Origin of the sequence: Paenibacillus sp. FSL R5-0378, from assembly GCF_038009285.1 — a bacterium.
Lineage (GTDB): Bacteria > Bacillota > Bacilli > Paenibacillales > Paenibacillaceae > Paenibacillus_AQ > Paenibacillus_AQ favisporus.
On the sequence record NZ_JBBPAY010000001.1, the window covers coordinates 343194 to 369851 of the forward strand.

A 26658-nucleotide genomic window follows, 5' to 3' on the forward strand; every position below is an offset into this window, starting at 1 on the left:
GCTTAATTACAAAGATACCAAATCCGTGCTTAAACGGTTCAGCCGCTCCACGCCGTTCTCCGTAATCAGAAGCATATCCTCAATCATGATGGCTCCAATCCCGTAACCGTAGTAAGGCGTCTCGATGCAGACGACCATGTTCGGCTCAAAAACCGCCGTCTCGGACGGGCTGATGAACGGCCCTTCCTCCGCGGCAAGGCTCAGCCCTGCGCTATGCCCCAGATGGCCCCGGTTGTACTGGCCCAGCCCCGCCGCACGGATGACGCTCATCCCCTCTTGGAATGCCGCCTTCATTGGCATCCCCGGCTCGATCGTCTGCAGCAGGCGGTCATGCCCGCGCCGGAGGGCCTCATAGATCCGCTTCGTGACATCCGCAGGCTCGCCCAGCACGAAGGTGCGGGCGATGTCCGAGCCGTAGCCGGCCACCTCGACGCCTACGTCAAACTTGATCACGTCCCCCGGCTGGCTTGGCCGGGTATCAAACACTTGTACAGGGGCAAAGTGGTCCCCGACCGAAATCATATGGAACCGCGGCGTCGACCCGTCCGGATTCCGCATCAGCGATCTCCGGAACGCATCCACGATCCCTGCGGCAGAAACGCCCGGCTCGATTTCGCGGACCGCGTACTCGACGCCTGCTTCCGCATAAGCGCATGCCCGGCGCAGCTGCTGAATTTCCCACGGCGTCTTGATTGCCCGCAGCCGCGTGAAGATCGGCCCCGCCTCGGCCAGCTCGGAAATGTCCGGGCACGCCTTGCGTAGCGCCATCACGGAAGAATGCCGCATCAAATCCAGCTCGGCCGCAATTCGCCCCCGGGAGATGCCGTACTCCTCCAGCACCTGCTGAAGGACGCCGAACATCTCCTCCGCCTGTGGGGACACCGGCCGCTTCCCTTGATAGCTGCCGCCTTTCAAATGAAGCGGATCATCTACATCTACCCAAGTAGGGTAGGTGCGAACCTCATACCGCTCGGAATCCCCGGCAAACCCGGCGGCTTCGAAATCGTTCATGATAACGACTGCCTTCCGCCCGGGATCGCGGAAATGAACCGCCAGCCCAACCTCACTCATGCGCAGGGTATACATAAAGGCACTCTGATGCCCTGAGAGATAATAAAAATTTTCGCTGCTGGTCGCGACCAGCGCGTCGATATTTTCACTGTCCATGATCCGCCGTACCCGCTCCGAAATCATGTCCAGATGCTGCTGATGATCATTCATGCTGCGCTTCAACTCCTTCGGATCAGGCTGTCCTGTCTCCGTATTTCCGTTCTTAAGTCCGTGTATCATCGTGTATATTCCAGCTTTAGACCGGCTCCTGCGCCATCTGGCGAAGGAACTTGCGCGCCCGTTCCGTCTTCGGTCCGGCAAAGAAATGCTCCGGCGCCCCTTCTTCCTGAATGATGCCTTCGCTCATAAAGACGATCCGATTCGCCACTTCCTGCGCGAATTTCATCTCATGCGTAACGACGACCATCGTCATTCCTTCTTCCGCCAGCTGCCGCATCACCTGCAGCACCTCGCCGGTCAGCTCCGGATCCAGCGCCGATGTCGGCTCGTCGAACAGCATGATCTTCGGCTCCATCGCCAAAGCGCGGGCGATCGCCACCCGCTGCTGCTGCCCGCCGGACAGCCGCGAAGGATACTCGTCCCTCTTCTCTGCCAGACCGACTTTGCCAAGCAGCTTTTCGGCAATGTCAACCGCCTGCTCCTTTGGCATATTTTTCACCGTCATCGGGGCCATGATCACATTGTCCAGGACGGTGAGGTGAGGGAACAGATTGAACGACTGAAACACCATGCCCGTCAGGCTGCGCAGCTCGTGGATTGCCTTTTTTCGCTCTTTGACGCGCATCGCAGCTTCGATGTGGACGCTGTCGATGCGGACCGAGCCGGCATCAGCCTGCTCCAGGCCGTTCAGGCACCGGAGCAAGGTACTTTTGCCCGAGCCGCTGGGTCCCAGGAGCACCACGATTTCGCCCTGCCGAATGTTCAGGCTCACATCCTTCAGAACCGATAACGATCCGAAGCTTTTGCTTAAATGGCTGACTTCGATCATGCCTTCTCCCTCCTTAATAAGCCTTGGACAGCTTCCGCTCAATGACGTTCAAAATCGCCGAAAAGCCTGTGCTCATCACCCAGTACATGACGGCGATAGCAAGGTAGAACGGCATCGCCACGTAATACTGCGCGATCAGCAGCTGCGCCGAACGCAGCAGCTCTGTCACCGTAACGATGGAAACGAGCGACGTTTCCTTTAAGATCCCGATAAACGTGTTGCCCATCGGCGGAATCGCCGCCCGGGCCGCCTGGGGCAGAACGACCTTGCGCATCGTCTGCCATGGCGTCAGCCCCAGAGTCAGCGCCGCTTCGGTCTGCCCTTTATCCACGGACAGAATCGCACCGCGGAAAGTTTCAGACAAATAAGCGCCGATATTGATGCTAAGCGCAATATATGCTGCCGTCAGCGGCCCCAGGGTAATCCCATAATCGGGCAAGCCGAAATAAATGATGAAGATTTGCACGATAATCGGGGTTCCGCGGATGATGGACACATATACCCTGGCGATGCCGGCGATCAGCCGGTTTCCTTTTAACCGGGCGATGGCTGTGAACAGTCCGATAAACAACCCAAAAAACATGGAGACGATCGTGATGAGCAGGGTGTAGTAGGCTCCCGTAAACAGAAAACCCAAATTATCCATTACCAATTTCATTTAAAACGGCCTCCCACAGCTGTAAGACTCATAACTTAGAAGCTTGGATCGACACCAAACCATTTTTGGTGGATTTCCTTCAGCGTTCCGTCGGTCTTCATTTCTTCCAGCGCTTTGTTGATCGCATCCAGCAGCTCCGGATTGTTCTTGCGCATCGCGACACCGGCATAATCGTCCTTGATGGAATCGCCGACCGCTTTGATCTTCAGATGGTTCTGGTCGATAAGAGGCTTCAGGGCGAACATGTTGTTGATCGTTGCGTCAATCCGGCCCGTGTTCAAATCCATCAGAGACGAAATGACGTCGTTGTATGTTGCGATTTCAAACTTGCCAACCTTAGGCATCGCTTCGTCGCGCAGGTATTTTTCGTCATTGGTGCCAAGTCCGACACCGATCTTCTTGCCTTTAAAATCGTCGATCGACTTGATCGTATTGTTGTCGCTCTTCACAACTACATTCACAGAGTTCTTGATGTAAGGCTCCGAGAAGTCCATCGTTTTCTTCCGGTCATCCGTGATCGTCACCTGGCTGATCAGCACATCGTATTTCCCCTGCTGCAGCCCTTCGATCAAGCCCGAAAATTCACCGGTAATGAACTCAGCCTCAACCCCGAGCTTCTTGGCGATCGCTTTGGCGATGTCGGCGTCGTATCCGTCTACTTCCTTCTTGTCATTCAAGAAGTTATACGGGGCATACGTACCCATCAAACCTACCTTGATTTTTCCGTTCTTCTTGACCTGCTCAAGCAGATTGCCAGCCGACGAAGACGCCTGATTGCCGCTTCCACCGGAAGCATTGCTGCCCGATGACGCCGAATCTTTGCCGCAGCCGGCCAGTACCAAAGCGATAACGGCGATCAGCGACAGCGACATAAATAGTGATTTGACTCTAAACTTCATTTCTATAATCCCCCTTAGAATAGGTTCTAATATTTAACCGAGCAGCCCGCGGAACTCGAACCGGGCCGTTTCTTCGGCAATCTGCGCGGCGGTGTACACCGGCTCGTAGTCCACGTCATGCAGCGGACCGAACAACCATTTGGTCAAAACGCCTGTGATGAGCGACACGAGAATGTTCACGCGCAGCGAAACGTCCGTAAACTGCGGCAGCATACCCAACTCAATAGCGCGAAGCACATTTTTCTTAAAGGCCTCTTCAAAGGCGATCCACACTTCCGATACCGCCGAACGGACCTTGGGATCGGCGCCCTGCCCCTTGATCAGCAGAAAGGCCATCAAATTCCGGTTTTCATTGGCAAACTCGAACAGGTTGGTCAGCAGGTTGGCTGAGGAATTCACCATGTCGTCTACAGATCCCGCATGCTTGCGGTATCCCTGTTCAATGACCTCGACCAGCTTGTCCCGACCGTTCTCCACCAAACGGATGGCCATCTGCTCTTTCCCGTCAAAATACCAGTAGAACGTCCCCTGCGAGACGCCGGCCGCCTTCACCACTTCCGATATCTTTGTATTATGGTAACCTTTGCGTGCAAACAGCTCGAGGGCGGCCTGCCTCAGCTCCTGCTCGCGCTGCGGTTCTTCATTAGTTTGCGATGGCAGAATCAAGACCCCTTTCATCACTTGACTGACGAGTCAGTTAATTTAATTCCGATGGGTTTACTATAGTATATGAAGCCTTTGGGGTCAAGCGTAATTTCTTCCTCGCCAGCAGCTCTGCGCCTATTGAGAAGCGTTGAAGAAGCAAAAAAAAAGAGCTGCTTAGCGCAGCTCCTTTCATACGATCGATATTCCCGGGTTATAGGCTAATAGCTCCTCTTTAATCTTGTTGTACCTTTTAAACGCCATGGTGCAGCATTTGGAGCCTTTATGGATTTCCGGCTCAAAATACGCCTTCTTGTACACGCTGTCGATCAGCATAATTCTGTCCACGTTAACGAGGTTCCGGTCCACGTTGCGAAACGTATACCCGCTCGCGCTCAGCATGCCGGACCAGTATTTGAGCGTGCCGTTCATATAAAACTGCTCTTCCATCGTATGAACGACAACCCGGTCTGCCGGAATGCTGAATTCCATGAACAAAATATCGTGTACCCGAAGATTGACGATGCCTGATTCCCCTTCAATATCTCGTGAAACCGTAAGATATTGCATCTGAATCAGCTCCTCCATTTCACTTCAGCAGTTCCTCTGGCGTCTCACCGCTGTAAACATACACAGGACTGGCAACACTTACGAGATACACAGCTACCAGCGTTAATGCCGAAGCAATGGCTGTGAATGTGCTGTGCTTAACTTTGCTGATCAGTGACATGGCGTTTCACCTCCTTTCGGTGGATCAGGCTGAGGGCTTGGACGAAGAAGACGACGGCAAGCGTCTGCGACTGGATCAGGACGTTGGCCAGTACAATGAGGACTCCGATCACCCGCAGCTTGGGGTAATGCCTGCGCGGTATTCTGGATTGCTTTTCGATTTTGCTCGGAGCAAATACAGCCACAAGCACCATGCTGAGAACGTTCAGTACTTGAACATAGAAGGTGGACAGCTCGATGAACGACACCAGGGTGAACAAGGCGGTGGTGACAAGCACGCACCATTCCCCGGTTTTCAGATGAATACCGCCCGTGAATTGGCGCAGCAGCGCAAATCCGATCAGCGCCGTCGACGCGCGGCCCACATGCCCTGTGAAGAACGCAATCAGCAGGGTCAGAGCGACGATCAACACCACGTTCAGAATGACGGCAATCGCATGTTTGAGGATGTTCACCGAGGATTTATGATCCGGAACCTGCCGCTTGATCCCTTCAGCGATTCGTACGGCGGCCGTTTCAATCAGCATGGATATCCTCCTCCTCCTTGCGGATGGTGTAATACAAAAAGAGGCCGAACGTGCAGGCGAAAAACAGAACGTTGATCCATACCTTGTTGTAATAGAAAATAAATTCCACCGAGACGAGCGTGACCATAATCAGCAGCACCAGCACGATGTGCTCTTTCTTGAAGCGCAGCCTTTCAAAGTCAAAGGCGAACCCGATGCCAAACTTGTACATGAGCCACGATACCCCAAGTCCCGTTAACGCCGAGACGACCTGCAAGCTGTAAGAGTTGGCGTCCGTGGCGTTGACCTCCTGAACCGAGCCAAACAGCCAGAGCACATAGACGGTCTGGATGAGCGCATACAACGCATAACCCAGAATCGTGCAGATCGCCGACCAGGCCAACGGAATCTTCATCACGGTCGTGTACAGCAGAATGTAAATCAGAATCGTGATTAACGGTGCTGCAAATGCCAGCGACAGCTCGTCCCTCATCACATAGCTCTGCACATTCGCCAGCAGCGTGATACACAGAGCCTGCCACAAGTAATCCGAGGTTTTGAACCTAAACAGCGACATCGTCAGCGAATAGATCGCAAATGTCTCCAGCGTTGAAAAAAACATGAAGCCGAGAGCTTCCACCTAACTTCCTCCTACTACCGTACCATTCCTATGTTTGACTTTTCTTCCGTTATTCTCACGGTTCACAGGCGGCGGCCAGCATCCATACGCCGAGGGACTTCCCCGGTGCATTTCGCTTCCCTAATATATTTTATAAATTGGAATTTTCTACTTACTATAAACATACGACGTTGTCGATAAAAACGAAAGATGGAATTTTATGTTTTAGCGAATTTTTTTACGACATATTCCCGGTTAAATCGACACACACCCTTTTTATTTGAATACGCTTTCAAAAAGGGTGGTAGCTTGCCGCTCTGGAGCCCGTCTCATCCGGCAGCAAATCCACGTAATGCGCTCCGCACTCATCGCATCCCGCCGCCAGCCGGTGGGTGTGCATATAGTATCCGGTCTTCAGCACCTGTCTGGCCCGGTGCTCCTTCACGAGCTTGCCGCATCCCATACAGTAAATCCGGTCTTCGAAACATGATTGATTCATATAGGTAAACTCCCTTCGATCTATTTCTTTTCACCTCTATAACATATACTTCATGTGAATGCGAATCCCTGCCCATCCGGTACTTTTTATCCATGGGAAACCTTTCCTGATTGTACGTGAATTGGACCCGGTGCACTCTGGAGCTACAGCCAGCCTCCAAATAAAAAGGCACAGCCTGCATGCATGATGCGAAAGCTGTGCCTTTCTGTTTTTCTTTTGTTCCAAAAAAACCAACCCGTCAGGACAGATCGCCCGCGGGGGAGAAGCCTCCACACCCTGCTTACCCTTTGCTCGCTCCCGATGTTAAACCGTCTACCAGCAGGCGCTGCAGGAAAATAAACAGGATCGTGATCGGCACCGCGATCAGAACCGCCCCTGCGGCGAAGGTGGTGAAATTCGTATTCTGATTTGTGCTGACCATGTCGAACAATCCGACCGCCAGCGTCCAATTTTCTTTCGTCCGCAGCACGAGGCGGGCAAAGATGTAGTCCACCCATGGGCCGACGAACTGCGTCAGCGCCATATAGGTCAGCATCGGCCGGGACAGCGGCAGAATGATGCGGCTGAAAATCGTCCAGTTGCTCGCTCCGTCGATCTTTGCCGCCTCGTCCAGCGTCCGCGGGATCGTGTCGAGAAAGCCCTTGGCGATAAAGGTGCCGCCTAGCGGGGCTCCCGCCGCATACACGATAATTAGCGCAAGATGCGTATCCAGCAAATGCCACTCCTTCAGCAGCAGGTAAATCGCGATCATGCTCATGAATCCCGGGAACATGCCGAGGATGAGCACGGTCGACAAAGCCGTCTTGCGCCACTTGAAGCGGAAACGAGACACCGCATAGCTCGTGAGCAGGGTCAGGAAGACGCCGATGATCATCGAGCACACGGCTATTTTCAGCGTGTTCATGTACCACTGTCCGAACAAAATGCTGCTGGACGTAAACAGCTCCCGATAATGGTCCAGCGTGAACGCTTCCGGAAGAAGCGTCTTGCTGTAGAGCGATTTTCCCGGGCGGAAGGAGCCGAGAATGACCCAGAGGGCCGGATAGATCGAGCCGATGGCCATGATGATGAGAATGATGTAGCTGACCGTCAGCCGAACTGCTTTTCTGCCTTGACGTCCGCTCATTGGATCATATCCTCCTCTTTAAATGATTTGGTCCGCCGGTAATTGTAGATGGAGAATATGGCGATAATCAGGAAGATAATGATGCCGACGGCCGACGCCATATTGTATTTGTTCTGATCCAGCGTCAGTTTGTACAGCCAGGTCACGAGAAGGTCCGTCGCTCCCGCATACTGGTAGTCTCCGACCACCGGGTTCCCGTTTGTCAGCAGGAAAATCATGTTGAAGTTGTTGATGTTTCCGGCAAACTGCATGATCAGTGTCGGTGCTGTCGAGAAGAGGATCATCGGCAGCGTAACGATGCGAAACTTCTGATACGCGCTTGCCCCGTCGACTTCAGCCGCTTCGTACATGTCCTTCGGAATGGTCGTGAGCACGCCCATGATCAGAATCATCGAGACCGGAATGCCCACCCACATGTTGACGAGAATAACCGTCACCTTGGCCCAGAACGGATCGGTCAGCCAAGGAAGACCGCCGAGCCCGAAGTAGCCGAGGTACTGGTTGATCGGCCCGAACTGGCCGTTAAACATATTCCTCATGACGAGCAGCGAAATCAGCTGCGGAATGGCATAAGGGATAACCAGGATCGTCCGCCACATGCCCTTGAATTTGATGCCCTGCTGGTTGATCAAAAGCGCAACGAGCAGGCCGCCCAAATACGTGGTCGCCGTGGACAGAACCGCCCAGATAATGGTCCAAGTTAATACGCCGAAAAACGTATGGCTCCAGGTTTTCAGCGACACCAGATCTTTGAAGGTCTGGAATCCGACCCAGTCCACCAGCTTCGCCGGAGGGATATGGTTCGGTGCGGAATAGTTCGTAAAAGCCAGCATGATCATAAACAGGATCGGCATGATCGTAAAGAACAAGATGCCGAGCGCCGGCAGTGTCAAAAAGGCTTGGGCGAATTTATAATCCATCACAAATTTAATGGATTTGGCGAAACTGTTCGGGACTTGCCCGTTTTCCCGTTTGATCGCCGTATGGTACGCGTCTCTGACGTTCATGACATATACGACGATAAAGATCAGCAGAAACAGCAGCGTGATCAAGCTTTGAATCATGATAAAGATGGAGTGGTCGCCATCGATCCACTTGCCTTTCACGAGCAGACGCGGCGTATCCCCGAGCGACGTAATCCCCCAAAGCGCTCTTCCCAAATTGTTGATGAAGTAGTAAATGCCAAAAGCCTCGATCAGCAGGAACAAGATGCCTTTGATCCATTGGCGGTTATAGATTTGTCCCAATCCCATGCTGATAATCGACAGTAAAGCGGCTTTGCCGCGGAGCCTGTTCATCGTATCCTCTTCTCCTCTCCCCGGGTCAACGGAAGCACCCCCGGAGGGTACTGCTTCCAAGAAGACAGGCCGCGCTTTCCCGGCCCTGTTCCTTGGCAATACCGGCAGCCGAAGCGTGCGCGCTTTCCAGCGGTACCGGTATGTCAGGGAATGACCCGCCGCGGTTGATGGCGGCGGGTCATACTTCCATTCATAACGTTTGCCTTACCTGACAGCGGTGCGTCGATGCCTTACTTGGTTGCGCCGTTGTTCAGATCTTTGATTTGCTGTGCCGCTTTATCCATCGCCGCCTTCGGATCCGCGTTGTTGTCCCAAATTTCAGGCAGCGCCGCATTCACCGGACTCCATACGTTGCCCATTTCCGGGATGGAAGGCATCGGCTGGGAGTTTTTCGTCTGCTCCGCAAAAGCCGAAATGTACGGATCGTTTTTGATTTGATCGGATTCCAGCGCCTCTTTGTTCGTCGGGATGGAACCAACCTTCGTGTTCAGCAGCAGTTGAGCATCCTTGCTGGAGGCGAAGTTCGCGAACAGTTGGGCTGCATTCGGATATTGCGTAAAGGAGTTGACGTACCAGGCTTTGATGCCGGAGAACGAGATTGCCGCTTTGCCGCCGATCGTAGGGATCGGAGCTACGCCAAGGTTATCGCCCAGCGCCTGCTTGTAGCCGGCAAGCTCCCACGGACCGTTAATGTCCATCGCCACGTCACCCGCGTTGAACAAGCTGCGCTTGATGTCCGGCGAAATGTCGCCGCTCTTCACCGGAAGGATTTCCTTCAGCTGTACATAGGTTTTCAAGCCTTCGACCGCGCCTTCGCTGTTGAGGCCGATATCGTCTTTATCCGTACCGTCTTTACCGAAAATGTATCCGCCGGTCGTTGCGATAAACGGATAGTTGAAGTACATGTTGCCTGTTTCCCACATGATGCCGTATTTCTTCTTGGCTTTGTCGGTGAAGGTTTTGCCGAACGCAATGACGTCATCGAACGTCTTTGGCGCTTCCTTCACAAGGCTCTTATTGTAGTACAGGGCGTACGTTTCGGCCGCTCTCGGGTACCCGTACAGCACGCCGTCATAGGTAACGCCTTGAATCGAAGCTTCCGTGTTGTTTTTCACTGTTTCGTCCTTGAACGCATCGTTGGCGAGCAGCAGTCCCGCTGCCGCGGCTCTGCCCAGATTATCGTGAGGGAACATCACGATGTCGGCTGCAAGCCCCGACGGACCGTCCTGGGACAGCTTCGTTACCTGATCTGTTGCCGCTACCTCTTCAATCTTGACCGGTACGTTGTACTTTTCGGTAAACTGCTTGGCGATTTCATCCGTAAAAGAGCGCTCCTCTTTGGACTCCCATACGACGAGGGAAGCCCCTTCTTCCGGCTGGAGGCTGTCGCCCGAAGCCGCTGTGTTATCCGACTGGCCGTCTGTAGCCGCCGTTTCAGTTGTTGTAGTCGATGGAGTTTGCTCCTCCGCCTTGCTGCCGGAGCTGCCGCACGCCGTAATCGAGAATGCCATGGTCAACGTTGCGACCAGCGCCATAACCTTTTTCATCTTCATTCCAAAACGAACCCCTCTCTGATCATTTACTTCGTAACACGACTGCCTTGCTGACTCCCTGTAATACCTGCTCTTGCTGACTCCCATTCATGCCTGATACCTCGCCGATTCCAATGAATACCTGATGCCTGCCGCTTGATGCCCTGCCGACTCTCCTTGAGGACCTTCACACTTGCGCACTTGCGCAAACGATTTCATAAACATGCCTAACTTCCCATTTGCAAGCGCCTTTCTCGGCACGGCATGATTGGATGCATGTTATGAAGCCCTTCCCTTACAATGATCGACTACGCAATCACATGGCATGATCAGCATAAATCCGCAGTTTTTATCAAGAATCGTCGGTATTTCCTTTTGCGGAAGTTACCAAGTAAGCGCTTTAAACATGCGTTTATCATACACAACGTCTATATTTTTGTAAAAACGTTTGCACAATGTGTTTTATTCCATTTATAAAACATAAACAGCAGTTCTCTTTATAATTCTTTCTATATCGCATTATTTCTTTTAATTTCGTCAATTTTATTCCAGAACCACACTGGAATATGGAGGGAGGCGAAGCAAGTTTTGCTCTAAAACCGTGGATTTACTGCTGTTTTTAAGCACTTTTGCGAATCCTCCTACCTGCCCTGCCTCGAGCTGAACTTGCTGCTCCTTGCCTGACAAGTTGTGCAACACTAGCACAGTTTGTTGTGCACTACGGCGCAAAAAGGACACCACGGCCGGATTGCCGGAGTCATAGCTCTGGATGTCGCCATCCCGCAATGCGGGAACGTCCTCTCTCCAGCGGATCAGGTCCCGATAGGTCGACAGCAGCGAGTTCGGGTCGGCCGTTTCCGACTGGACGCTGATTCCTTTCGCTGCTTCTCCGGTGAGAAGCGGCTGTTCCCACGACGTCTGGCCGGGCTGTGGGGACAGATCGCTCCACACCATCGGTTCCCGGATCCGCTCGTCGGGCTTCACGCCGCGCATACCGATTTCCTCGCCGTAATAAATAAACGGGTTGCCCGGCAGCGTCAGCAGCAGCGCCCCGGCCATCCGCGCATGATCCGGATTTCCGTCCAGCTGGCTCATTACGCGGTCCTGGTCGTGATTCGACAGAAAAATGGCGTCGGTGAACCGTCCCTGCGATTGTTTGCCGTAGAACTGCTGTGTCCGCTGCAGCGTAAAGGCAAGGTTGTTGTCCCTCTCGTCCTTCACCGCGCTCAGGATACTCTCCGCCAGGCTGAAATTAAACCCCGAATCAAAGGCCTGATCCAGATACGGCGCGATGGCGGCGGCCGAATTCTCCCATACCTCACCCACGATATAAGCATCCTTGTTCACCGGATTCATGCCGGTCCGGAATTCCTGCCACCACGCCGTGTTTTTGGCTGTGGCCGCCTGGCCCCGGTCACTCTGCAGGTTCTCGTAAATGTGTTTGGCGCCGTCCACCCGGAATCCATCCATGCCGAGCTTCAGCCAATACTGCCCGATCCGGACGGCTTCCGCCCGCACCTCGGGATTGTCGTAATTCAGATCCGGCATTCCTTCCCAGAACGTGGCCAGATAGTGGCTTCCGTTCAAGACATGCCACGGACTGCCGCTGCCGGCCGCACTGACCCCGGTGGGACTGAGCTTCTGGTCTTCCGCCCACACGTACCAGTCCCTATATTTGCTGCCCGGATCCTTCGCAGCGCTGACAAACCAGGGGTGCTGCGTGCTGGTGTGGTTCAACACCAAATCCATGATAACCTTGATCCCGCGCTTGTGCGCCTCGGCGATCAGCTCCTTCAGATCTTCCAGCGTCCCGTAATCGGGATTAATGCCCTCGTAGTCGGTAAGGTCATACCCATGGTAGCTGGGCGACGGTTGGATCGGCATCAGCCAGATGCCGCCGACACCGAGATCATCCGTCGTATCCGGATTGCCGTCGTTCAGGTAATCCAGCTTCTGTGTCAGCCCCTTTAAATCGCCGATGCCGTCCCCGTTCGAATCATAGAATGAGCGGACAAACACCTCATAGAACACGGTCGATGGCTGCTCATCAACGGCCGTGGCGGCAGTTCCGCCACGCTGTTCCCCTGCTGTGGTTCCCGTTCCCGGCTGCCCCTGTTGTACTGCCGTCTGGCTGCCAGCTCCTGCATCGGGTCGGCCTTGAGCCCCGTTGTCATTCGCAGCATGGTTTCCCGCGCTGCTGCATCCCGACAGCAGGGCAACCGCCATGAATACCGCCGTTACGCTTGCTGCCAGCCTCCGCAGTTGTTGCCCTGCCCGCATGCCCCATTTGTTTGTTTTCATGACATCCTCCTTTGCTTGATCCGGCATCCTTTGAGCAGAATACTGCCGATCAGCCCCGTCAATCACCCGAAAAGAAAGCGGATACATTTGCTGGCGAACTGGACTGACCCTGGGCAGCTTTCGGACGACACCGGTCTGTATGGAGAATACGACGGCTTAATTTCTATGAAAAGCTGGATTTATACCCGATTTTCCGCAATATATAGCGATACATACTGTATTATCTTTCATTTTCTTGACGATTCTATTTATATCATGGTTTTTTATAATATCGCCGCCTATTCCTGCTTGTAAAAAGTGCCTCAAGCCAGATCCCACCGGCTTCTTTCGCCGCCACAGGTTGGATATTTACAAGCTTGGGGCTTTCGGCTAAGATAGCAATTGTAAAATAGCCAGCGTCTATGAGACGGCCGTTTCTCATTTACGATATAGTGCAAACGGTTCCACAGGAGGTAACAAATGTCTGTAACGATTAAAGATGTCGCCAAACGAGCGGGCGTTTCCCCCTCCACCGTCTCCCGAGTGCTGTCGAATAACTCCAGAATCAGCCGTGAAACGTCGCAGAAGGTACGGGATGTCATGGAGGAGCTCGGATACCACCCCAACATGACGGCCAAAAGTCTGGTTTCCAAGACGACGAGCAGTATTTGCGTCATTTTGCCCAAGCCTGCCGAAGAGTTGTTCCTGAATCTGTTCTTCATGGAATTGATCCGCGGTATCGTCACCCAGGCCAACCGCTCGGGATACGATGTGCTGATCAGTTCCGGAGGCAGTGAGAAGGAGGAGGTCGAGGCCGTCTCCCGGCTGCTGAACGGCAAGCGCGTTGACGGGGCGATCCTGCTCTATTCGCGCAAAGAGGATCCGGTGGTCGATTTTCTGCAGCAGAACGGCCATCCGTTCGTGCTGATCGGACGCAGCGAGAAGTACCCGGACATTCTGTCCGTGGACAATGACAACATTCAGGCCGCTTACGATGCGACCAAACATCTGATATCCCTCGGCCACCAGCGGATTGGTTTTGTCAGCGGGCCTCCGAATCACATCGTCTCGCGCGACCGGCTGAAAGGTTACACGAACGCTCTTAAAGAGGCCGGTCTGGAGATGCGAAAGGACTGGATCGTCGAAGGTGAGTTTCTCCAGGAGAGCGGCTACCGGGCGATGTCGTTTTTCATGAATTTGCCGGAGCGTCCCACTGCCCTCGTGGTCATGGACGATCTCGTCTCGCTTGGCGTCCTGCGTGGACTTCACGAGCTCGGTTACCGTGTTCCGGACGACTTGTGCATCGTCAGCTTCAACAACATTTCCATCGCCGAACTGTCCACGCCGCCCATCAGCAGCATGGATATCGGCATCTATAACTTGGGCTACACCGCAGCCCAGGCGCTGATTCAGTCCATTCAGCACGACGGGGACCGGCAGTTCCAGAAGCGCCACATTATTCCCCACCGGCTGGTGATTCGGGAGTCGTCCATTTTTACGCCGCCTAAATCATCGTAAACGTATCAAAACCATGTGGAGCATCCCGGTGCTTCATTTCTTTTCACCTGTTTGTTCAAACGTTTGCACAACTACATAAGGAGGAATGACAAATGACAGCTGCAGCTCCCATTAAAGCTTGCCTGTTCGATCTGGACGGGGTTCTGGTCGACACAGCCAAATACCACTATCTTGCATGGAAACGCCTAGCCGAAGAGCTCGGCTTTGTATTTACGTCGGAGGATAACGAGCGCCTCAAGGGTGTCAGCCGAATGGCGTCGCTGGACATTTTGCTTGAAGTTGGCGGGCTTGAGCTGGACGATGCGACCAAATCCGCGCTGGCCGACAAGAAGAACCGCTGGTATGTCGAGTATATTTCGCATATGGATGAACAGGAGATCCTTCCAGGGGCGCTCGCCTTCCTGCGAGAGCTGCGGGAGAACGGAATCCGCATTGCCCTGGGGTCGGCCAGCAAAAATGCGATGACCATCCTGAACAACACCGGCCTTGTTCCGTATTTTGACGCAATCATCGACGGAACCAAAACGGCCAGCGCCAAACCCGATCCGGAGGTTTTCCTGCTTGGTGCCCGGGAGCTTGGCGCACAGCCGCAGGAATGCGTCGTGTTCGAGGATGCCGAGGCCGGCATCGAAGCCGCCAAGCGGGCCGGGATGCGCAGCATCGGCATCGGCTCGCCGGAAGTACTGGGCGCGGCGGATGACGTGGTACCTTCGCTGCAGGACATGACGACAGTCCGCCTGCTTGAGCTCGTTTCTCACCGCTAGGTTCCCGAACCAGGCGGCGTTCGTGCAGCAGGGAGTCCTGGCAGAGATGAAAACCAGGACTCCCCTGTCCTGCGCAGCACAATGATTATACGTCGCATAACAAAGAGTTAATAACACTTTTTCCCGAAGGAGCCAGTTAACTATGAAACAATATCTAACGTTGGACCCATGGAATATTATCGAGGAGCAGTACGATCCCCAGCAGCAGGAAATATCCGAGAGTGTCTTCAGCATCGGCAACGGATATATGGGCCAGCGCGCCAACTTTGAGGAGGCTTACAGCGGTCCGTCTCTGCAGGGAAGCTACATGGCCGGTGTCTACTATCCCGACAAAACACGGGTGGGCTGGTGGAAAAATGGATACCCCGAGTATTTTGCCAAGGTGCTGAACAGCACCAACTGGATCGGCATCTGCATCTCGGTTAATGGCACCGAGCTTGATCTCGCAGCCTGTCAGGTCAAGGCTTTCAGACGCGTGCTGAATATGAAGGAAGGTACGCTGTCGCGCAGCTTTACCGCCGCCCTGCCGGACGGGAAGGAGATTCGCGTCGAGGCGGTCCGTTTCGTCAGCCTGGCCCGGCATGAGATCGGAGCGATCCGCTATGCGGTAACGCCGCTGAACTTTAGCGGAACGCTGACCGTCACGCCGTACTTGGACGGCGATGTGCAGAACAAAGATTCGAACTATGACGAGAAGTTCTGGGTCGAAGTGCACAAGGAAGTGACCGCGGACAACGCCGCATTAACGGTCCGGACCAAAAAGCTCGATTTTCACGTCACCTCGGTCATGACGTTTGAAATCTATCAGAACGGCGCCAAGCTGGCGCTGGAACCGGAGCAGATCGAGCAGGAGAAGTATGCCGGCTACCGCGTACAGGTGGAAGCCAAGCAGGATGAGGAGACCGTCATCTACAAATACGTAGCGAACGTGACGTCGCGTGACTACGGGTACGCCCAGCTGCTGGACGCCGGACGATCGGCGCTTCAGGAAGCTGCTGCTGCCGGTTTCGGGCAGCTCTATGAGGAGCAGGTGCAGGCTTGGGCGGCCAAGTGGCGCGAGAGCGACATCGTGATCGAAGGGGACGTGGCGGCGCAGCAGGCGATCCGGTTTAACATTTTTCAGCTGAACCAGACGTACACCGGCGAGGACGACCGGCTGAACATCGGGCCCAAAGGCTTTACCGGGGAAAAATACGGCGGCAGCACATACTGGGACACCGAAGCCTACTGCCTGCCCTTCTATCTGAGCACGGCGGATGCCACGATCGCCCGCAACCTGCTGATTTACCGCTATAAGCACCTCGAGAAGGCGCGCGAGAACGCCCGTAAACTCGGCTTTGCCAAAGGCGCACTCTACCCGATGGTGACGATGAACGGCGAAGAGTGCCATAACGAGTGGGAGATTACATTTGAGGAAATCCACCGTAACGGAGCGATCGCCTACGCCATTTACAACTACGTCAACTACACCGGCGATGACAGCTACCTTGCCCAATACGGCGTGGAGGTGCTCGTTGAAATTTCCCGCTTCTGGGAAGAACGGGTGAACTACGTCCCAGCCAAGGACCAGTACATGATTCTGGGCGTGACCGGGCCGAATGAATACGAAAACAACGTCAACAACAACTGGTACACCAACCGGATCGCCTGCTGGACGATGGAATACACGCTGCAGGTGCTGTCCGACCTTCAGGCAAGCGACCCGGCACACTACGAGGAGCTGGTGGCCAAGCTGGCGCTGGCGCCCGAAGAAACGGCCAAATGGGGCGACATCCTTGCGAAAATGTATTATCCGGTCGATGCGGAGCGCGGCGTTTTCCTTCAGCAGGACGGCTTCCTCGACAAGGATCTGACGCCGGTCAAGGACCTGGCCCCATCGAACCTGCCGTTGAACCAGAACTGGTCCTGGGACCGGATCCTGCGCTCGGCGTACATCAAGCAGGCCGACGTGCTGCAGGGGCTGTTTTTCCTGGGGGACCGATATGACCTCGATACGAAAAAGCGGAACTTCGACTTTTACGAACCGCTGACCGTGCACGAGTCCTCCCTCTCCCCCTGCGTTCACTCGATCATCGCCTGTGAGCTGGGCTACCGGGAGAAGGCGTACGAAATGTACCTGCGCACATCCCGCCTCGATCTGGACAATTACAACAACGACACCGAGGACGGCTGCCACATTACCAGCATGGCCGGCACCTGGATGTCCGTCGTGCACGGGTTCGGCGGACTGCGCGTCAAGGATGGAGTGCTGCACCTGAATCCGTTCAATCCGGGACATTGGAGCGCCTTCTCCTTCAAAGTGATGTTCCGCGGGGCGCGTCTCCAAGTGACGGTAGGCGAACAGGATGTGACCGTGACCAATGAGACCGAAACTCCGGTCAGCATCAGCGTTTACGGGCGCGGCTATCAGCTCGGCGGGCTGGGTCATGTCCAGGTAGGCATCGGCAATCCGAGCAGCAGCGCGATTGTAGGCTGACATGGGCAGCGCAGCGCAGGTGACATTGAGCAATACAGCGTAACTGACATGGAACAGTGCAGATGTAAACTAAAATGAGAATACTGTCTTGGACTAACATCAACTCCACCGCCGAAAAGCGGCCTGGCTTTATGAAGCCGGGCTGCTTTTTCCTATGCAAAGAGCGGGCGTTTGCCCTTGACAAGAGTAAACCCGAAGATTAAGATGACAGTAAGTACTGACAGTCAGATCATGGAAAGTGGGCAGAGTCACATGAACGAAAACAACCAGTTATGCACCCAGGATAAGCTGATGCAGGCCGCGATCGACCTCATCTCTGCCAAAGGCTATGACGGGGTGTCCACACGTGAAATCGCCGCTGAAGCCGGGCTGAGCGAGAAGACGCTCTTCCGTCATTTCGGCAGCAAACAGAACCTGCTGGAGAAGGCGTATGACCGTTATTTGTACGCAGCCGAGATGCAGAAAATCTTCAAGGAAAATCTCACGGGAAATTTACACGAAGACCTGCTTATGATTAGCCGGACCTATCATAAAATTATGAACCGTAACCGGAAGCTGGTGATGATCAGCATGCAGGTCGGAGATCATTTGCCAGGTTTTAGGAATAACACCCAAAACCACCCCCGACAGCTTCATGAAATTTTGACGAATTACTTCAAGCACATGTCCGATCAAGGCAAGCTGTTCACGAAGGATCCGTCACTGACGGCGGTTTCCTTTATGTGGATGAATCTCGGAGCATTCCTCAATACGACCCATGTTGTCCAAACGTTTACGGATATCGAGATAGATGCCTTTATTGAGGAAAGCGTCCGGCTGTTCACCCGGGCGTTAACTCCTTAGCTTTGATCGCTCGCAAGAGTGCATCTATTTATCCCGGCGTGGCGTTGAATCCGCTGCTCGACCGCCAATAAGTGCATCTATTTCTTCAAATCGGGCGGATACCTTGGAAATATTAGTGCCCTTTTGCAGTCAAAAAAGCTTTGAGCTTAAAAAAGCGCATATTGCAGCGCTTTTCCGCACTATATGTCAGTAAGTGCTGACAGACATTTTGTTCGCCGCCGAATGGCTTCTCAGCTAATCACTTATCCGAAAGAAGGGAATAACGATGAAATCTACAGCCGAGTCCGTCCATCAAGGCAACAAACTGATCCAGATTCTCATGTTCACACTGGTTATTTCGGTCATGAACGTCTCCATGTTCAATATCGCGCTGCCCGGCATCCGGGCGGAATTTCACCTGAGCGCCGCCCAGGTCAGCTGGGTGTCCTCCGCCTACATGCTCGTCTATGCGGTCGGCTCAGTGACCTACGGGAAGTTGGCGGACAAATATGCCCTGAAAAAACTGATCACCATCGGGCTGATTGTGTTCGTGCTCGGCTCCGTCTTCGGGCTCGCCGCCGGCGCCTACTGGATGATCGTCATCGGCCGGGTATTTCAGGCGGCCGGATCGTCGGTGATCCCGGCGGCCGCCATGATCATCCCCGTCCGCTATTTCCCGCCGGAGACCCGGGGCCGCGCCCTCGGCAAGTCGGCGATCGGCCTCGCCGTCGGCAATACGCTCGCCCCCGTGGTCTCCGGGCTTATTATGGGCTACGCCGGATGGCGCTGGCTCTTCTGCTTCTCGGTCCTCGTTCTGCTCACCCTGCCCTTTTACCGGAAATACCTTGACGATGCCAAAGAAAGCCGTGGACGCATGGACGTTCTGGGCGGCGGACTGCTCGCCGCCGCAACCGGCCTGATCCTGTTCGCCTTGACCGGTGGAGGCTGGATTCCGGCAGCCGCCGGAGTGCTGCTGCTTATCCTGTTCGTCATCCGCATCCGCAAAGCAGCCGATCCGTTCGTGCAGCCCCGGCTGTTCCGGAATCTAAACTATACTTTTGGCATCGGCATTGCCTTCGTCATTTCCTGTATCGCGTTCTCGATCCCGTTCCTGATCCCGCAGCTGCTGGCAGGGTCCAATCATCTGGACGCCAGTGTCATCGGCTTGATCATGATTCCGGGTGCCGCGGCTTCCGCGCTGCTCGGCTTCGCGGGAGGAAAGTTCGCCGACCTGAAGGGCAACCTCTTCGTCGTCTGCATCGCAGCCCTTCTTCAAATGATCGGCTTCTTTCTCCTCTCCGCCTTTGCCGGCATCAATGCCTGGATCATCGCCATCGTGCTGATCTTCAGCAATGTCGGCCAGACCTTCATGCAGGTCGCGCTCTCGAACACCGTTTCCCGCACACTGGCCAAGGAAGAGACCGGCGTCGGGATGGGACTGCTCAGCATGCTGAACTTCATCGGAGCAGCGGTTGCCACGTCCGTGTACAGCAGCATTCTCGACACCGGCTCCTCTGCCCATTGGAACCCGCTGAACACGTATCCAGGCAGCTATTTGTACAGCAGCATTTTCCTGGTGCTGGCCGTCATGATGGTCATCGTCGCCGCCGTCTACCTGCTCCGCTTTGGACGCAGCGCGGCACCGCAGCAGAACAACCGCGCCGGTGTCGGCTCATAATTCGTCCCGCTCATGCACTTGGCTCCGCCGCAAACCCCCTTGCCGATTCCGGAACCTCGCGGGATTCCCTGGACATTCATAAATTTTCTATTGAACAAAAAAAGGACGAAAAGCAGTACTTTCTCTGCTCTTTCGTCCTTTCGCGGTAAATCCCGAATCGTGCCTATAAATTGAAAGCTTACGGAATCATAATTTGCTGTCCGACCTTCAATCCATGCACGTTCGTAATGCCGTTGACATGGGCGATGGTCTTCCAGTCCACACCGAACTTGATGCCGATGCGGTACAGGTTGTCACCCTTCTTGATGACATATACTTTGCCGGAAGGCTTCGTTTCCGGTGCCGGAGCCGGTTTGGACGGCGTGGACGGTTTCGAAGGCTGCGCCGGCGTCGATGGCTCAGACGGCTTCGAAGGCGTCTCCGGTGTGGTAGCCGGAGGCGTCACTGGTGCCGTGCCCGCCGTGCTGACCGACAAATCGAGTCCGTATTTGGCAAAGCCGTCCTCGGCCGCGCCGATGTATTTCATGTTTTTGCTGCTGGCCGCAAGGTCCTTCGCATCCGGGGAAGAGGTAAAGGTCACGTTCAGCTTGGCATCCACCGGCGCAAAGGTCCAGTTGCCGTCAGCGGACGGGTTGATGGTTCCGTTGTCGCGGATGTAGTCGATGATGACCTGACGGTTTTCGTCCGGAGCGGCCATGATGATCCGCTTGCCGTCCGGGTTGGCGAGCTTCGAGGACGAAGCGCGGTAGTTGTTGGTCGCTACGACAAACTTCTGTTTCAGATCGATCGGCTTGCCGTCGAACTGCAAATTCTTAATACGGTTTGCTGAAGGATTCACTACCGTGCCCTTTGCATCGTATTTGTTCGGCTGGGTCACATCAATTTGATACGTTACGCCGTCGATGACATCGTAATTGTATGTCGGGAAGTCCATGTTCACGAGCGGCTGCTCGGTCGTCTTGGAAGGATCGATCTGGTTGAACTGGCCTGCGGACCACTCCAGCCATTCCTTCACCTCGGCTCCTGTAACGACAACGGCATGCACGGTGTTCGGGTACACATAGAGGTCGGAGACGTTCTTGATCGCGATCGTTCCGGCCGGAATATTCGTATAATACGAAGCGCCGTTACGTCCGCCTGCCTTGAAAGGAGCCCCTGCCGACAGCACCGGAAGGTTTTCGTATTCGGTCCCCTTCAGGTTTTTCTCGACGTACCACTTCTGGGCGTTGGTGACGATTTGAATGGACGGATCGTCCTGTACGAGTGCAAAATAGCTGTTGATCGGCGCACTGGTTTTGCCTACCGGTCCGCGTACATAATCGATTGTTGCATCATGCTCCGTTTTAACTGCGTTCACGATTTCTTGATCGGCGTCAACGAGCGCCTTTTTGTTTGCCGTATCGTAGATCGGGCGCGCTTCGGTTTTCGAGTCGACTACTTTCCACTTGCCGTCTACGTTCTCCAGGTTCAGGTCGATGATGCCGAGGTGATCGCCCCAGAATCCAGGTTCGACCGCAGGGACGCCGTTAATCGTGCCTTTCTCCAGGTCGACGCCGGTTTTGCCTTTAAATTCTGCGCTCGGGAACGTTTTATGGGCATGTCCGAACAGGATGGCATCAATACCTTCCACCTTGCTCAGATACAGAACGGTATTCTCCATCAGAGGCGTCTCCGGAATATCCTCAAAGCCGGAATGAGGAATGGCGACGATGACGTCGGCTCCTTCCTTCTTCATCTGCGGAATGAACTTTTTGGCGGTCTCCACCATGTCCTTCACGATGACTTTGCCTTCCAGGTTGGCTTTATCCCATTGGGAAATTTGCGGAGGAACGAATGCGATCACACCGACCTTGATCGTCTGCTCCTTACCGTTCTCGTCCGTAACCTTTTTGTCCAAAATCGTATAAGGGGTAAAATAGTTCACGTCGTTGCTGTCATCCTTGTCCCCGTCGTCCTTGTAGACGTTGGCGTTGACAATCGGGAAGTTGGCGCCTTCTTCCGACAGTTTCAGGAAGTCCAGGCCATAGTTGAATTCATGGTTGCCGACACCGCCGGCATCGTAATCCATCAGGTCCATCGCTTTGTAAACCGGGTGCACTTCGCCCTCTTTAAGCGGTTTCACTTTGGCCACGTAGTCGCCAAGCGGATTCCCTTGGATCAAGTCCCCGTTATCGAACAGCAGGCTGTTCTTCGCTTCGTTTCTGGCTGCCTTGATCAGGCTGGCCGTCTTGGCAAACCCGTATTCGTCAGTGGGCTTGTCCGCATAGTAGTCATAGTTGACCATGTTCACGTGCAAATCGGATGTTTCCATGATCCGCAGCTTCACCTTGGATCCGTTGCTGCTGCTGTCCGCAAATACCGGCACCATTGGAACGGCGAGCACGTTGATCGCAACGGCTGCGGCGGTGATGCCTTTGAGGACTTTTTTACGGGACTTCGACATGTTACCCCTCCTAATAGATGTACATCGAGTACGGTGGGCAGAACAAATTTAACCCCTTTATTTAACTAACCATTGTTAAATTAAGTTCTGTCTACAAGAGTAGTTTATATCGATGTAACCTATGAAATAAAGACAAATACATCCAATTCCCAAAAAATAATGCCCGAGAACAAGGTCTCGAGCATCAGGGCGTATCACGGATCTATGAAAATGGTTCCAATTGCTTATGGACACAGTAAATCTACTCGATCCATTCGTGCTTTTCCCCATCTTTCCCCGTATATTCTACACGGACGGGCGTAATTTCAAGCAAGACGTAATCCGGATCATCGGGACCGGTAAACCGCTTCTTGAATTCTTCCTTCCAGATCTGCTTACGCAGGGAGTCCTCAGCCGTTACTTTGCAGGTTCCTTCGATCTCTACAACCTCCCGCGATCCCCCGATTTCATAGCCCAGCAGCAGGGAAACGTGAGGGTTTTCCTCCAGTTCCTCAACTTTATGCGTCTTGCGGTCGGTGACCAGATGGATGCTGAGGCCCTGATTATATAAAGCCATATACCGCTGCTTCGGCCGGTTGCCTTCCACTGTGGCAAATGAGCAAAACTGGTTGTGATCCAGTATTTTGGCAAGATTTTGTTCCAGGATGATTTTCGCTTCCATCTCTAGATGATCCGCTCCTTTCTGCTTCGTGTTGTCCATGGGCGCAGCCCGTACCCATAGTGTACCCTGTCCGGTATAGGATGAACCTTGGAACACGTCAGCTTTTATCCAAGAATAGGCATGACGTGCCCTGAATACCTTGTTATGATGGAGATACCGGCCGTCATCCGGCTTGTCCGCACCAAGAATTTAATACTGTAAAGGAGTTCCTCATGAAACGACTCATTTGGATAGGATGCCTATCCTATTTTCTGATCGGCCTGGCGCATGTCGTGCTGGGATCGGTCCTTCCCGTGCTGCTGGAGCATTATCACCGCGAATACAGCGAAGGCGGGACGCTGATCTTTACCCAGTTCGCCGGTTTTCTGGCCGGTGTGCTCGTATCCCCGTGGCTGAACCGCCGTTTTGGTAAAAGGGGCGGGCTGCTGATCGCCATCGGCCTGCTTACGGCCGCCGAGCTGGTCTATACCCTGCTGCCGCCTTGGGAATGGCTGTACGCCATTGCCGTGTGCGCAGGCTTTGGTTTCGGCATGATTGAAGCGGTGATCGGCACCATTATTATTGCGGCAATTACCGATAAAACCGCTGTGGCGATGAGCCGCCTGGAGGTCTTTTTCGGGGTCGGGGCCATGGTCATGCCGCTGATCGCAAGCGGATTCATTACGGAAGGATGGTGGAGGTTTTCGTTCCTCGTCATTTCGCTGATCGCACTCGTCACGCTGCTGTTCTGGTCGAAGGCCTCCTTCGGTGAAATCGATGCCGTGCTGAGCGCCAAAGGGCCTGCCGCTTCCGTATCCGGTCAAGAGCATGCCTCGCCCAAACGCTTCCCTTATCAAGGCGGAGCTTTCGGCATTCTCGTCCTCTTTATCGTATTCTTCTTTCTGTACGTCGGCACCGAGATGAGCCTGGCCAACTTTATGCCCGCCATCCTGATTGAGAAAATGGGCATGAAGGAAGCCGCCGCGGCGCTCAGCGTCACCTGCTTCTGGATCGCGATGTCCGTCGGCCGGATCTTTGCCGGCGTCGTCGCCGAAAAGATTCATTACCGGGTCTACGTGCTGTTCAGCTGCCTCATCACCCTGGTGCTGCTGATCGTGTTCCCGCTGATGGGCCAGGTATGGTCGGCTTTCGCGATCATCCTGCTGCTCGGGCTGTTCATGTCGGGGATCTTTTCGATTGCGCTCGTATTTGCGAGCAAGCTGCTGCAGGGCAGCGAAGAATCGACACCCAGCATTTTGATCGCCTCCGGCGGCGTCGGCGGAGCCATCCTGCCGCTTATCATGGGCTGGAGCCTGGACCATCTGGAAGTGAACCAGTCGGCATGGATGCTCGCGGTGTTCACTGCCGGCATGGTCGTGCTCAGCTTTGCTGCTTTCCAGCTGCAGCGGCGGAAGCTGGTTCACCAGAGCGGACTGCAGGGGCCATCAGGTGCAGGAAAATAAGCCATTCAAATTAAAGGCGGGCCAGCAGGTCCGCTTTTTTTATTTTCGTATAACCTCTAAAATTATATTTACAGGTTATAAAAATACAGCTATACTCCAATTATAACTTGTAATACAAATTTTAGAGGTTATACAAAGGAGATGGATGACATGGAACTTCAAAAGCTTCCCTGGGCAGGCATTCGAGTGACGGCAGGAGCCACATCGGTGGTCATTGACCCGCTTTATCATTTTCCGGAAAGATACGCCAAGTCTCACGAACCGCTCTTCCCGCTTAACGAATACGGCCCGGCAGATGCGGTGCTGATCACCCATGAGCATGCGGATCACTTTGATCCCCGGGCCATCATCGATGCCTACGGGGCTGACATTCCCGTGTACCTCCCGCAGGAGAGCGTCCTCCTTGCCGAAAATAGTGGCCTCAACCGCGTAATCGGTGCTTCCGTCGGCGATGCCTTCCAAATCGGTGCGCTGAGCGCAGCCGCCACGTACTCCGTCGACGGGGTCGGAGACGTGCAGATCGCCTGGGCGCTGAGCGACAGCGAGCACCGCCTGCTCCACTGCGGAGATACGCTGTGGCACGGTTACTGGTGGAAGATTGCCGCGGCCCACGGCCCATTCGATGCGGTATGCCTGCCGGTGAACGGTGCCGTTCTGGAACGTCCTGATCGTCAGCCGCCCAGCGGCATGCCGATTACGCTGCTTCCGGAACAAACGGCGGCGGCCGCACGCGTTCTCGGGGCCAAACGGCTGGTGCCGATCCACCATACCGCCATCCACCATCCGCCTGTATACCTGCAGACTCCCGATTGGCAAAATCGCCTGCGGGCTGCAGTTGGTGATACAATGGACATAGCATTCTTGAACACAAAGGAAACGATTACTCTATAAAGGATGACGCATCATGGATAAATCCCCTTCCCGCAACGTGCTGGGGGGCGCCCTGTGGATCAATCTCGCCAATACGGTGCGCATGCGGGAGCACCGGGTCACGGATATGCTGGAGGAGCCAGGTTATTTAGACGAATGGCTCCACGATAATGAATTGCACGGCTTGAACAATACCGCAGGGGCAGCTTCAGCTGCGAGACGGCAAGACCTGCTGCCCGAACTGCTCCGTCTGCGCGGCGTGTGCCGGCTCGTTCTAGAAGACCTGGACCATGGCGGTGCCTTGTCGGATGAGGCATTCGCCGCCATGGAGGCCGAAGCTTCGCGGTTAGACGTGGCGCTCCGGGCTGAGCGGGATGCCCAAGGCCTCCCCCATCTCATCACCTACGGACAAACCGCCGTCCAAGGCGTGCTGTACCCCATCGTCCGCTCCCTGTTCGAGACGCTGGCAAGCGTATCTTCGGACCGCATCCGGATTTGCGAGCATGACGACTGCATCCTGCACTTTGTGGACACCTCCAAGAGCGGTAAGCGGCGCTGGTGCAGCATGGACACTTGCGGCAACCGCCATAAGGCGGCCGAATTTTATGCGAAGAAGAAGCAGCGCGGGCACTAAATTAAGCCTGGGATCGTCTGATGGACATCCCGGGCTTTAGTCAAATAAGCCTGTTGCCTTGTTCACTGCCCTTGATTTATATGGCGGACACTCTCCAGTTTAGCTCCTTTGTCCAACGACTTGTAGGAGTATGTCGATAGGTACGTTCTTCCGACCTCTAACAAGTTCCAAGTGTTTTCATTATCGACTTTAATTTTAACTGGCCATTCTTCTTTACTATGGGTTTTCTCGACGACAATCCAATATGTCGAGCCAATGAGCTGCTTATCGAGTATCGTTATGTCCCCTCCGCCAGACGTTGGCCCGGTACATGCTGTCAACATACACATGAAAAGCCATGCTGCAATTATTTTTTCAGGACCCTCTCCCCCGTTCCTGACTATTTCAATACCTAACGAAACCACCAAACAGCCTATCATTTATAAACAATGATGTTTGCATAAAGTTGCCTTACAACTCGGATTTAAATGCTATAATGGCCTTAATTTAGGGCAAACCCATTA

General features: G+C 54.2%; 24 protein-coding genes. 8 read left to right on the forward strand and 16 right to left on the reverse strand.

Annotated features, from left to right (window positions below):
- Positions 1-6 precede the first annotated feature (6 nt).
- The 14 genes from MKY74_RS01555 to MKY74_RS01620 form a co-directional block, all read right to left on the reverse strand.
- Positions 7-1221, reverse strand: coding sequence for a M24 family metallopeptidase (locus tag MKY74_RS01555; protein ID WP_076172956.1), 1215 nt, complete (start codon positions 1219-1221; stop codon positions 7-9).
- An 85-nt stretch (positions 1222-1306) separates the two neighbouring features.
- The gene (locus tag MKY74_RS01560; protein ID WP_076172729.1) at positions 1307-2059 is read right to left on the reverse strand and encodes an amino acid ABC transporter ATP-binding protein; all 753 of its coding nucleotides are present in this window, start codon (positions 2057-2059) and stop codon (positions 1307-1309) included.
- A 13-nt stretch (positions 2060-2072) separates the two neighbouring features.
- On the reverse strand, positions 2073-2717 hold the full coding sequence (locus tag MKY74_RS01565; RefSeq protein ID WP_076172728.1) for an amino acid ABC transporter permease: 645 nt from the start codon (positions 2715-2717) through the stop codon (positions 2073-2075).
- 35 nt (positions 2718-2752) lie between these two features.
- A complete protein-coding gene (locus tag MKY74_RS01570; RefSeq protein WP_076172727.1) occupies positions 2753-3616 on the reverse strand; it encodes a transporter substrate-binding domain-containing protein in 864 nt (287 codons plus the stop codon).
- A gap of 33 nt (positions 3617-3649) precedes the next feature.
- A complete protein-coding gene (locus tag MKY74_RS01575; RefSeq protein ID WP_244169331.1) occupies positions 3650-4276 on the reverse strand; it encodes a TetR/AcrR family transcriptional regulator in 627 nt (208 codons plus the stop codon).
- A gap of 174 nt (positions 4277-4450) precedes the next feature.
- A complete protein-coding gene (locus MKY74_RS01580) occupies positions 4451-4828 on the reverse strand; it encodes a hypothetical protein (protein ID WP_076172955.1) in 378 nt (125 codons plus the stop codon).
- A gap of 19 nt (positions 4829-4847) precedes the next feature.
- Positions 4848-4988 carry an AgrD family cyclic lactone autoinducer peptide gene (locus MKY74_RS01585; protein ID WP_076172725.1) on the reverse strand — a complete coding sequence of 47 codons (141 nt, stop codon included), beginning with the start codon at positions 4986-4988 and terminating at the stop codon, positions 4848-4850.
- Positions 4966-5514, reverse strand: coding sequence for an accessory gene regulator ArgB-like protein (locus tag MKY74_RS01590; RefSeq protein WP_341011514.1), 549 nt, complete (start codon positions 5512-5514; stop codon positions 4966-4968). Before MKY74_RS01590 ends, MKY74_RS01585 begins: the two co-directional genes overlap by 23 nt.
- On the reverse strand, positions 5504-6133 hold the full coding sequence (locus MKY74_RS01595) for a hypothetical protein (RefSeq protein ID WP_084203976.1): 630 nt from the start codon (positions 6131-6133) through the stop codon (positions 5504-5506). Before MKY74_RS01595 ends, MKY74_RS01590 begins: the two co-directional genes overlap by 11 nt.
- Before the next feature lie 271 nt (positions 6134-6404).
- Positions 6405-6611 (reverse strand): hypothetical protein, encoded by a 207-nt coding sequence (locus MKY74_RS01600; protein ID WP_076172724.1) that lies wholly within the window; start codon positions 6609-6611, stop codon positions 6405-6407.
- Between the two features lie 280 nt (positions 6612-6891).
- Positions 6892-7737: a sugar ABC transporter permease gene (locus tag MKY74_RS01605; protein ID WP_076172723.1), complete on the reverse strand. Its 846-nt coding sequence runs from the start codon at positions 7735-7737 to the stop codon at positions 6892-6894.
- Positions 7734-9035: a sugar ABC transporter permease gene (locus tag MKY74_RS01610; protein ID WP_076172722.1), complete on the reverse strand. Its 1302-nt coding sequence runs from the start codon at positions 9033-9035 to the stop codon at positions 7734-7736. Before MKY74_RS01610 ends, MKY74_RS01605 begins: the two co-directional genes overlap by 4 nt.
- Before the next feature lie 230 nt (positions 9036-9265).
- On the reverse strand, positions 9266-10588 hold the full coding sequence (locus tag MKY74_RS01615; RefSeq protein ID WP_076172721.1) for a sugar ABC transporter substrate-binding protein: 1323 nt from the start codon (positions 10586-10588) through the stop codon (positions 9266-9268).
- A 522-nt stretch (positions 10589-11110) separates the two neighbouring features.
- Positions 11111-12868 carry an alpha-amylase family glycosyl hydrolase gene (locus tag MKY74_RS01620; RefSeq protein ID WP_244169324.1) on the reverse strand — a complete coding sequence of 586 codons (1758 nt, stop codon included), beginning with the start codon at positions 12866-12868 and terminating at the stop codon, positions 11111-11113.
- Positions 12869-13327: 459 nt separating this feature from the next.
- On the opposite strand from MKY74_RS01620, the gene MKY74_RS01625 reads away from it, so the two are divergent.
- From MKY74_RS01625 to MKY74_RS01645, 5 genes are all read left to right on the forward strand, one after another.
- A complete protein-coding gene (locus tag MKY74_RS01625) occupies positions 13328-14365 on the forward strand; it encodes a LacI family DNA-binding transcriptional regulator (protein WP_076172719.1) in 1038 nt (345 codons plus the stop codon).
- Between the two features lie 92 nt (positions 14366-14457).
- Positions 14458-15129: a beta-phosphoglucomutase gene (gene pgmB, locus MKY74_RS01630; RefSeq protein WP_076172718.1), complete on the forward strand. Its 672-nt coding sequence runs from the start codon at positions 14458-14460 to the stop codon at positions 15127-15129.
- 142 nt (positions 15130-15271) lie between these two features.
- A complete protein-coding gene (locus tag MKY74_RS01635) occupies positions 15272-17605 on the forward strand; it encodes a glycoside hydrolase family 65 protein (RefSeq protein ID WP_076172717.1) in 2334 nt (777 codons plus the stop codon).
- Between the two features lie 252 nt (positions 17606-17857).
- Positions 17858-18448, forward strand: coding sequence for a TetR/AcrR family transcriptional regulator (locus MKY74_RS01640; RefSeq protein ID WP_076172716.1), 591 nt, complete (start codon positions 17858-17860; stop codon positions 18446-18448).
- 265 nt (positions 18449-18713) lie between these two features.
- Positions 18714-20105, forward strand: a complete 1392-nt coding sequence (locus MKY74_RS01645) for an MFS transporter (protein WP_076172715.1) — start codon at positions 18714-18716, stop codon at positions 20103-20105.
- Between the two features lie 178 nt (positions 20106-20283).
- Here the strand turns inward: MKY74_RS01645 and MKY74_RS01650 are convergent, their stop codons facing one another.
- Entirely contained in the window at positions 20284-22548 is a 2265-nt protein-coding gene (locus MKY74_RS01650) for a bifunctional 2',3'-cyclic-nucleotide 2'-phosphodiesterase/3'-nucleotidase (protein WP_076172714.1), read from the reverse strand.
- Positions 22549-22789: 241 nt separating this feature from the next.
- Positions 22790-23248 (reverse strand): pyridoxamine 5'-phosphate oxidase family protein, encoded by a 459-nt coding sequence (locus MKY74_RS01655; RefSeq protein WP_244169323.1) that lies wholly within the window; start codon positions 23246-23248, stop codon positions 22790-22792.
- 173 nt (positions 23249-23421) lie between these two features.
- Between MKY74_RS01655 and MKY74_RS01660 the strand changes: the two genes are divergently transcribed.
- The 3 genes from MKY74_RS01660 (at position 23422) to MKY74_RS01670 (ending at position 26155) form a co-directional block, all read left to right on the forward strand.
- The gene (locus tag MKY74_RS01660) at positions 23422-24651 is read left to right on the forward strand and encodes an MFS transporter (protein ID WP_076172712.1); all 1230 of its coding nucleotides are present in this window, start codon (positions 23422-23424) and stop codon (positions 24649-24651) included.
- Between the two features lie 150 nt (positions 24652-24801).
- Positions 24802-25542 (forward strand): MBL fold metallo-hydrolase, encoded by a 741-nt coding sequence (locus tag MKY74_RS01665; protein ID WP_076172711.1) that lies wholly within the window; start codon positions 24802-24804, stop codon positions 25540-25542.
- A 13-nt stretch (positions 25543-25555) separates the two neighbouring features.
- Positions 25556-26155, forward strand: coding sequence for a CGNR zinc finger domain-containing protein (locus MKY74_RS01670; protein ID WP_076172710.1), 600 nt, complete (start codon positions 25556-25558; stop codon positions 26153-26155).
- Positions 26156-26658: the final 503 nt, after the last annotated feature.

Coding starts and splice junctions, on each gene's coding strand:
- MKY74_RS01555 (WP_076172956.1), bottom strand. CDS start 1,221: ATGAATGATCATCAGCAGCATCTGGACATGATTTCGGAGCGGGTACGG.
- MKY74_RS01560 (WP_076172729.1), bottom strand. CDS start 2,059: ATGATCGAAGTCAGCCATTTAAGCAAAAGCTTCGGATCGTTATCGGTT.
- MKY74_RS01565 (WP_076172728.1), bottom strand. CDS start 2,717: ATGAAATTGGTAATGGATAATTTGGGTTTTCTGTTTACGGGAGCCTAC.
- MKY74_RS01570 (WP_076172727.1), bottom strand. CDS start 3,616: ATGAAGTTTAGAGTCAAATCACTATTTATGTCGCTGTCGCTGATCGCC.
- MKY74_RS01580 (WP_076172955.1), bottom strand. CDS start 4,828: ATGCAATATCTTACGGTTTCACGAGATATTGAAGGGGAATCAGGCATC.
- MKY74_RS01585 (WP_076172725.1), bottom strand. CDS start 4,988: ATGTCACTGATCAGCAAAGTTAAGCACAGCACATTCACAGCCATTGCT.
- MKY74_RS01590 (WP_341011514.1), bottom strand. CDS start 5,514: ATGCTGATTGAAACGGCCGCCGTACGAATCGCTGAAGGGATCAAGCGG.
- MKY74_RS01600 (WP_076172724.1), bottom strand. CDS start 6,611: ATGAATCAATCATGTTTCGAAGACCGGATTTACTGTATGGGATGCGGC.
- MKY74_RS01605 (WP_076172723.1), bottom strand. CDS start 7,737: ATGAGCGGACGTCAAGGCAGAAAAGCAGTTCGGCTGACGGTCAGCTAC.
- MKY74_RS01610 (WP_076172722.1), bottom strand. CDS start 9,035: ATGAACAGGCTCCGCGGCAAAGCCGCTTTACTGTCGATTATCAGCATG.
- MKY74_RS01615 (WP_076172721.1), bottom strand. CDS start 10,588: ATGAAGATGAAAAAGGTTATGGCGCTGGTCGCAACGTTGACCATGGCA.
- MKY74_RS01620 (WP_244169324.1), bottom strand. CDS start 12,868: ATGAAAACAAACAAATGGGGCATGCGGGCAGGGCAACAACTGCGGAGG.
- MKY74_RS01625 (WP_076172719.1), top strand. CDS start 13,328: ATGTCTGTAACGATTAAAGATGTCGCCAAACGAGCGGGCGTTTCCCCC.
- pgmB (WP_076172718.1), top strand. CDS start 14,458: ATGACAGCTGCAGCTCCCATTAAAGCTTGCCTGTTCGATCTGGACGGG.
- MKY74_RS01635 (WP_076172717.1), top strand. CDS start 15,272: ATGAAACAATATCTAACGTTGGACCCATGGAATATTATCGAGGAGCAG.
- MKY74_RS01640 (WP_076172716.1), top strand. CDS start 17,858: ATGAACGAAAACAACCAGTTATGCACCCAGGATAAGCTGATGCAGGCC.
- MKY74_RS01645 (WP_076172715.1), top strand. CDS start 18,714: ATGAAATCTACAGCCGAGTCCGTCCATCAAGGCAACAAACTGATCCAG.
- MKY74_RS01650 (WP_076172714.1), bottom strand. CDS start 22,548: ATGTCGAAGTCCCGTAAAAAAGTCCTCAAAGGCATCACCGCCGCAGCC.
- MKY74_RS01655 (WP_244169323.1), bottom strand. CDS start 23,248: ATGGACAACACGAAGCAGAAAGGAGCGGATCATCTAGAGATGGAAGCG.
- MKY74_RS01660 (WP_076172712.1), top strand. CDS start 23,422: ATGAAACGACTCATTTGGATAGGATGCCTATCCTATTTTCTGATCGGC.
- MKY74_RS01665 (WP_076172711.1), top strand. CDS start 24,802: ATGGAACTTCAAAAGCTTCCCTGGGCAGGCATTCGAGTGACGGCAGGA.
- MKY74_RS01670 (WP_076172710.1), top strand. CDS start 25,556: ATGGATAAATCCCCTTCCCGCAACGTGCTGGGGGGCGCCCTGTGGATC.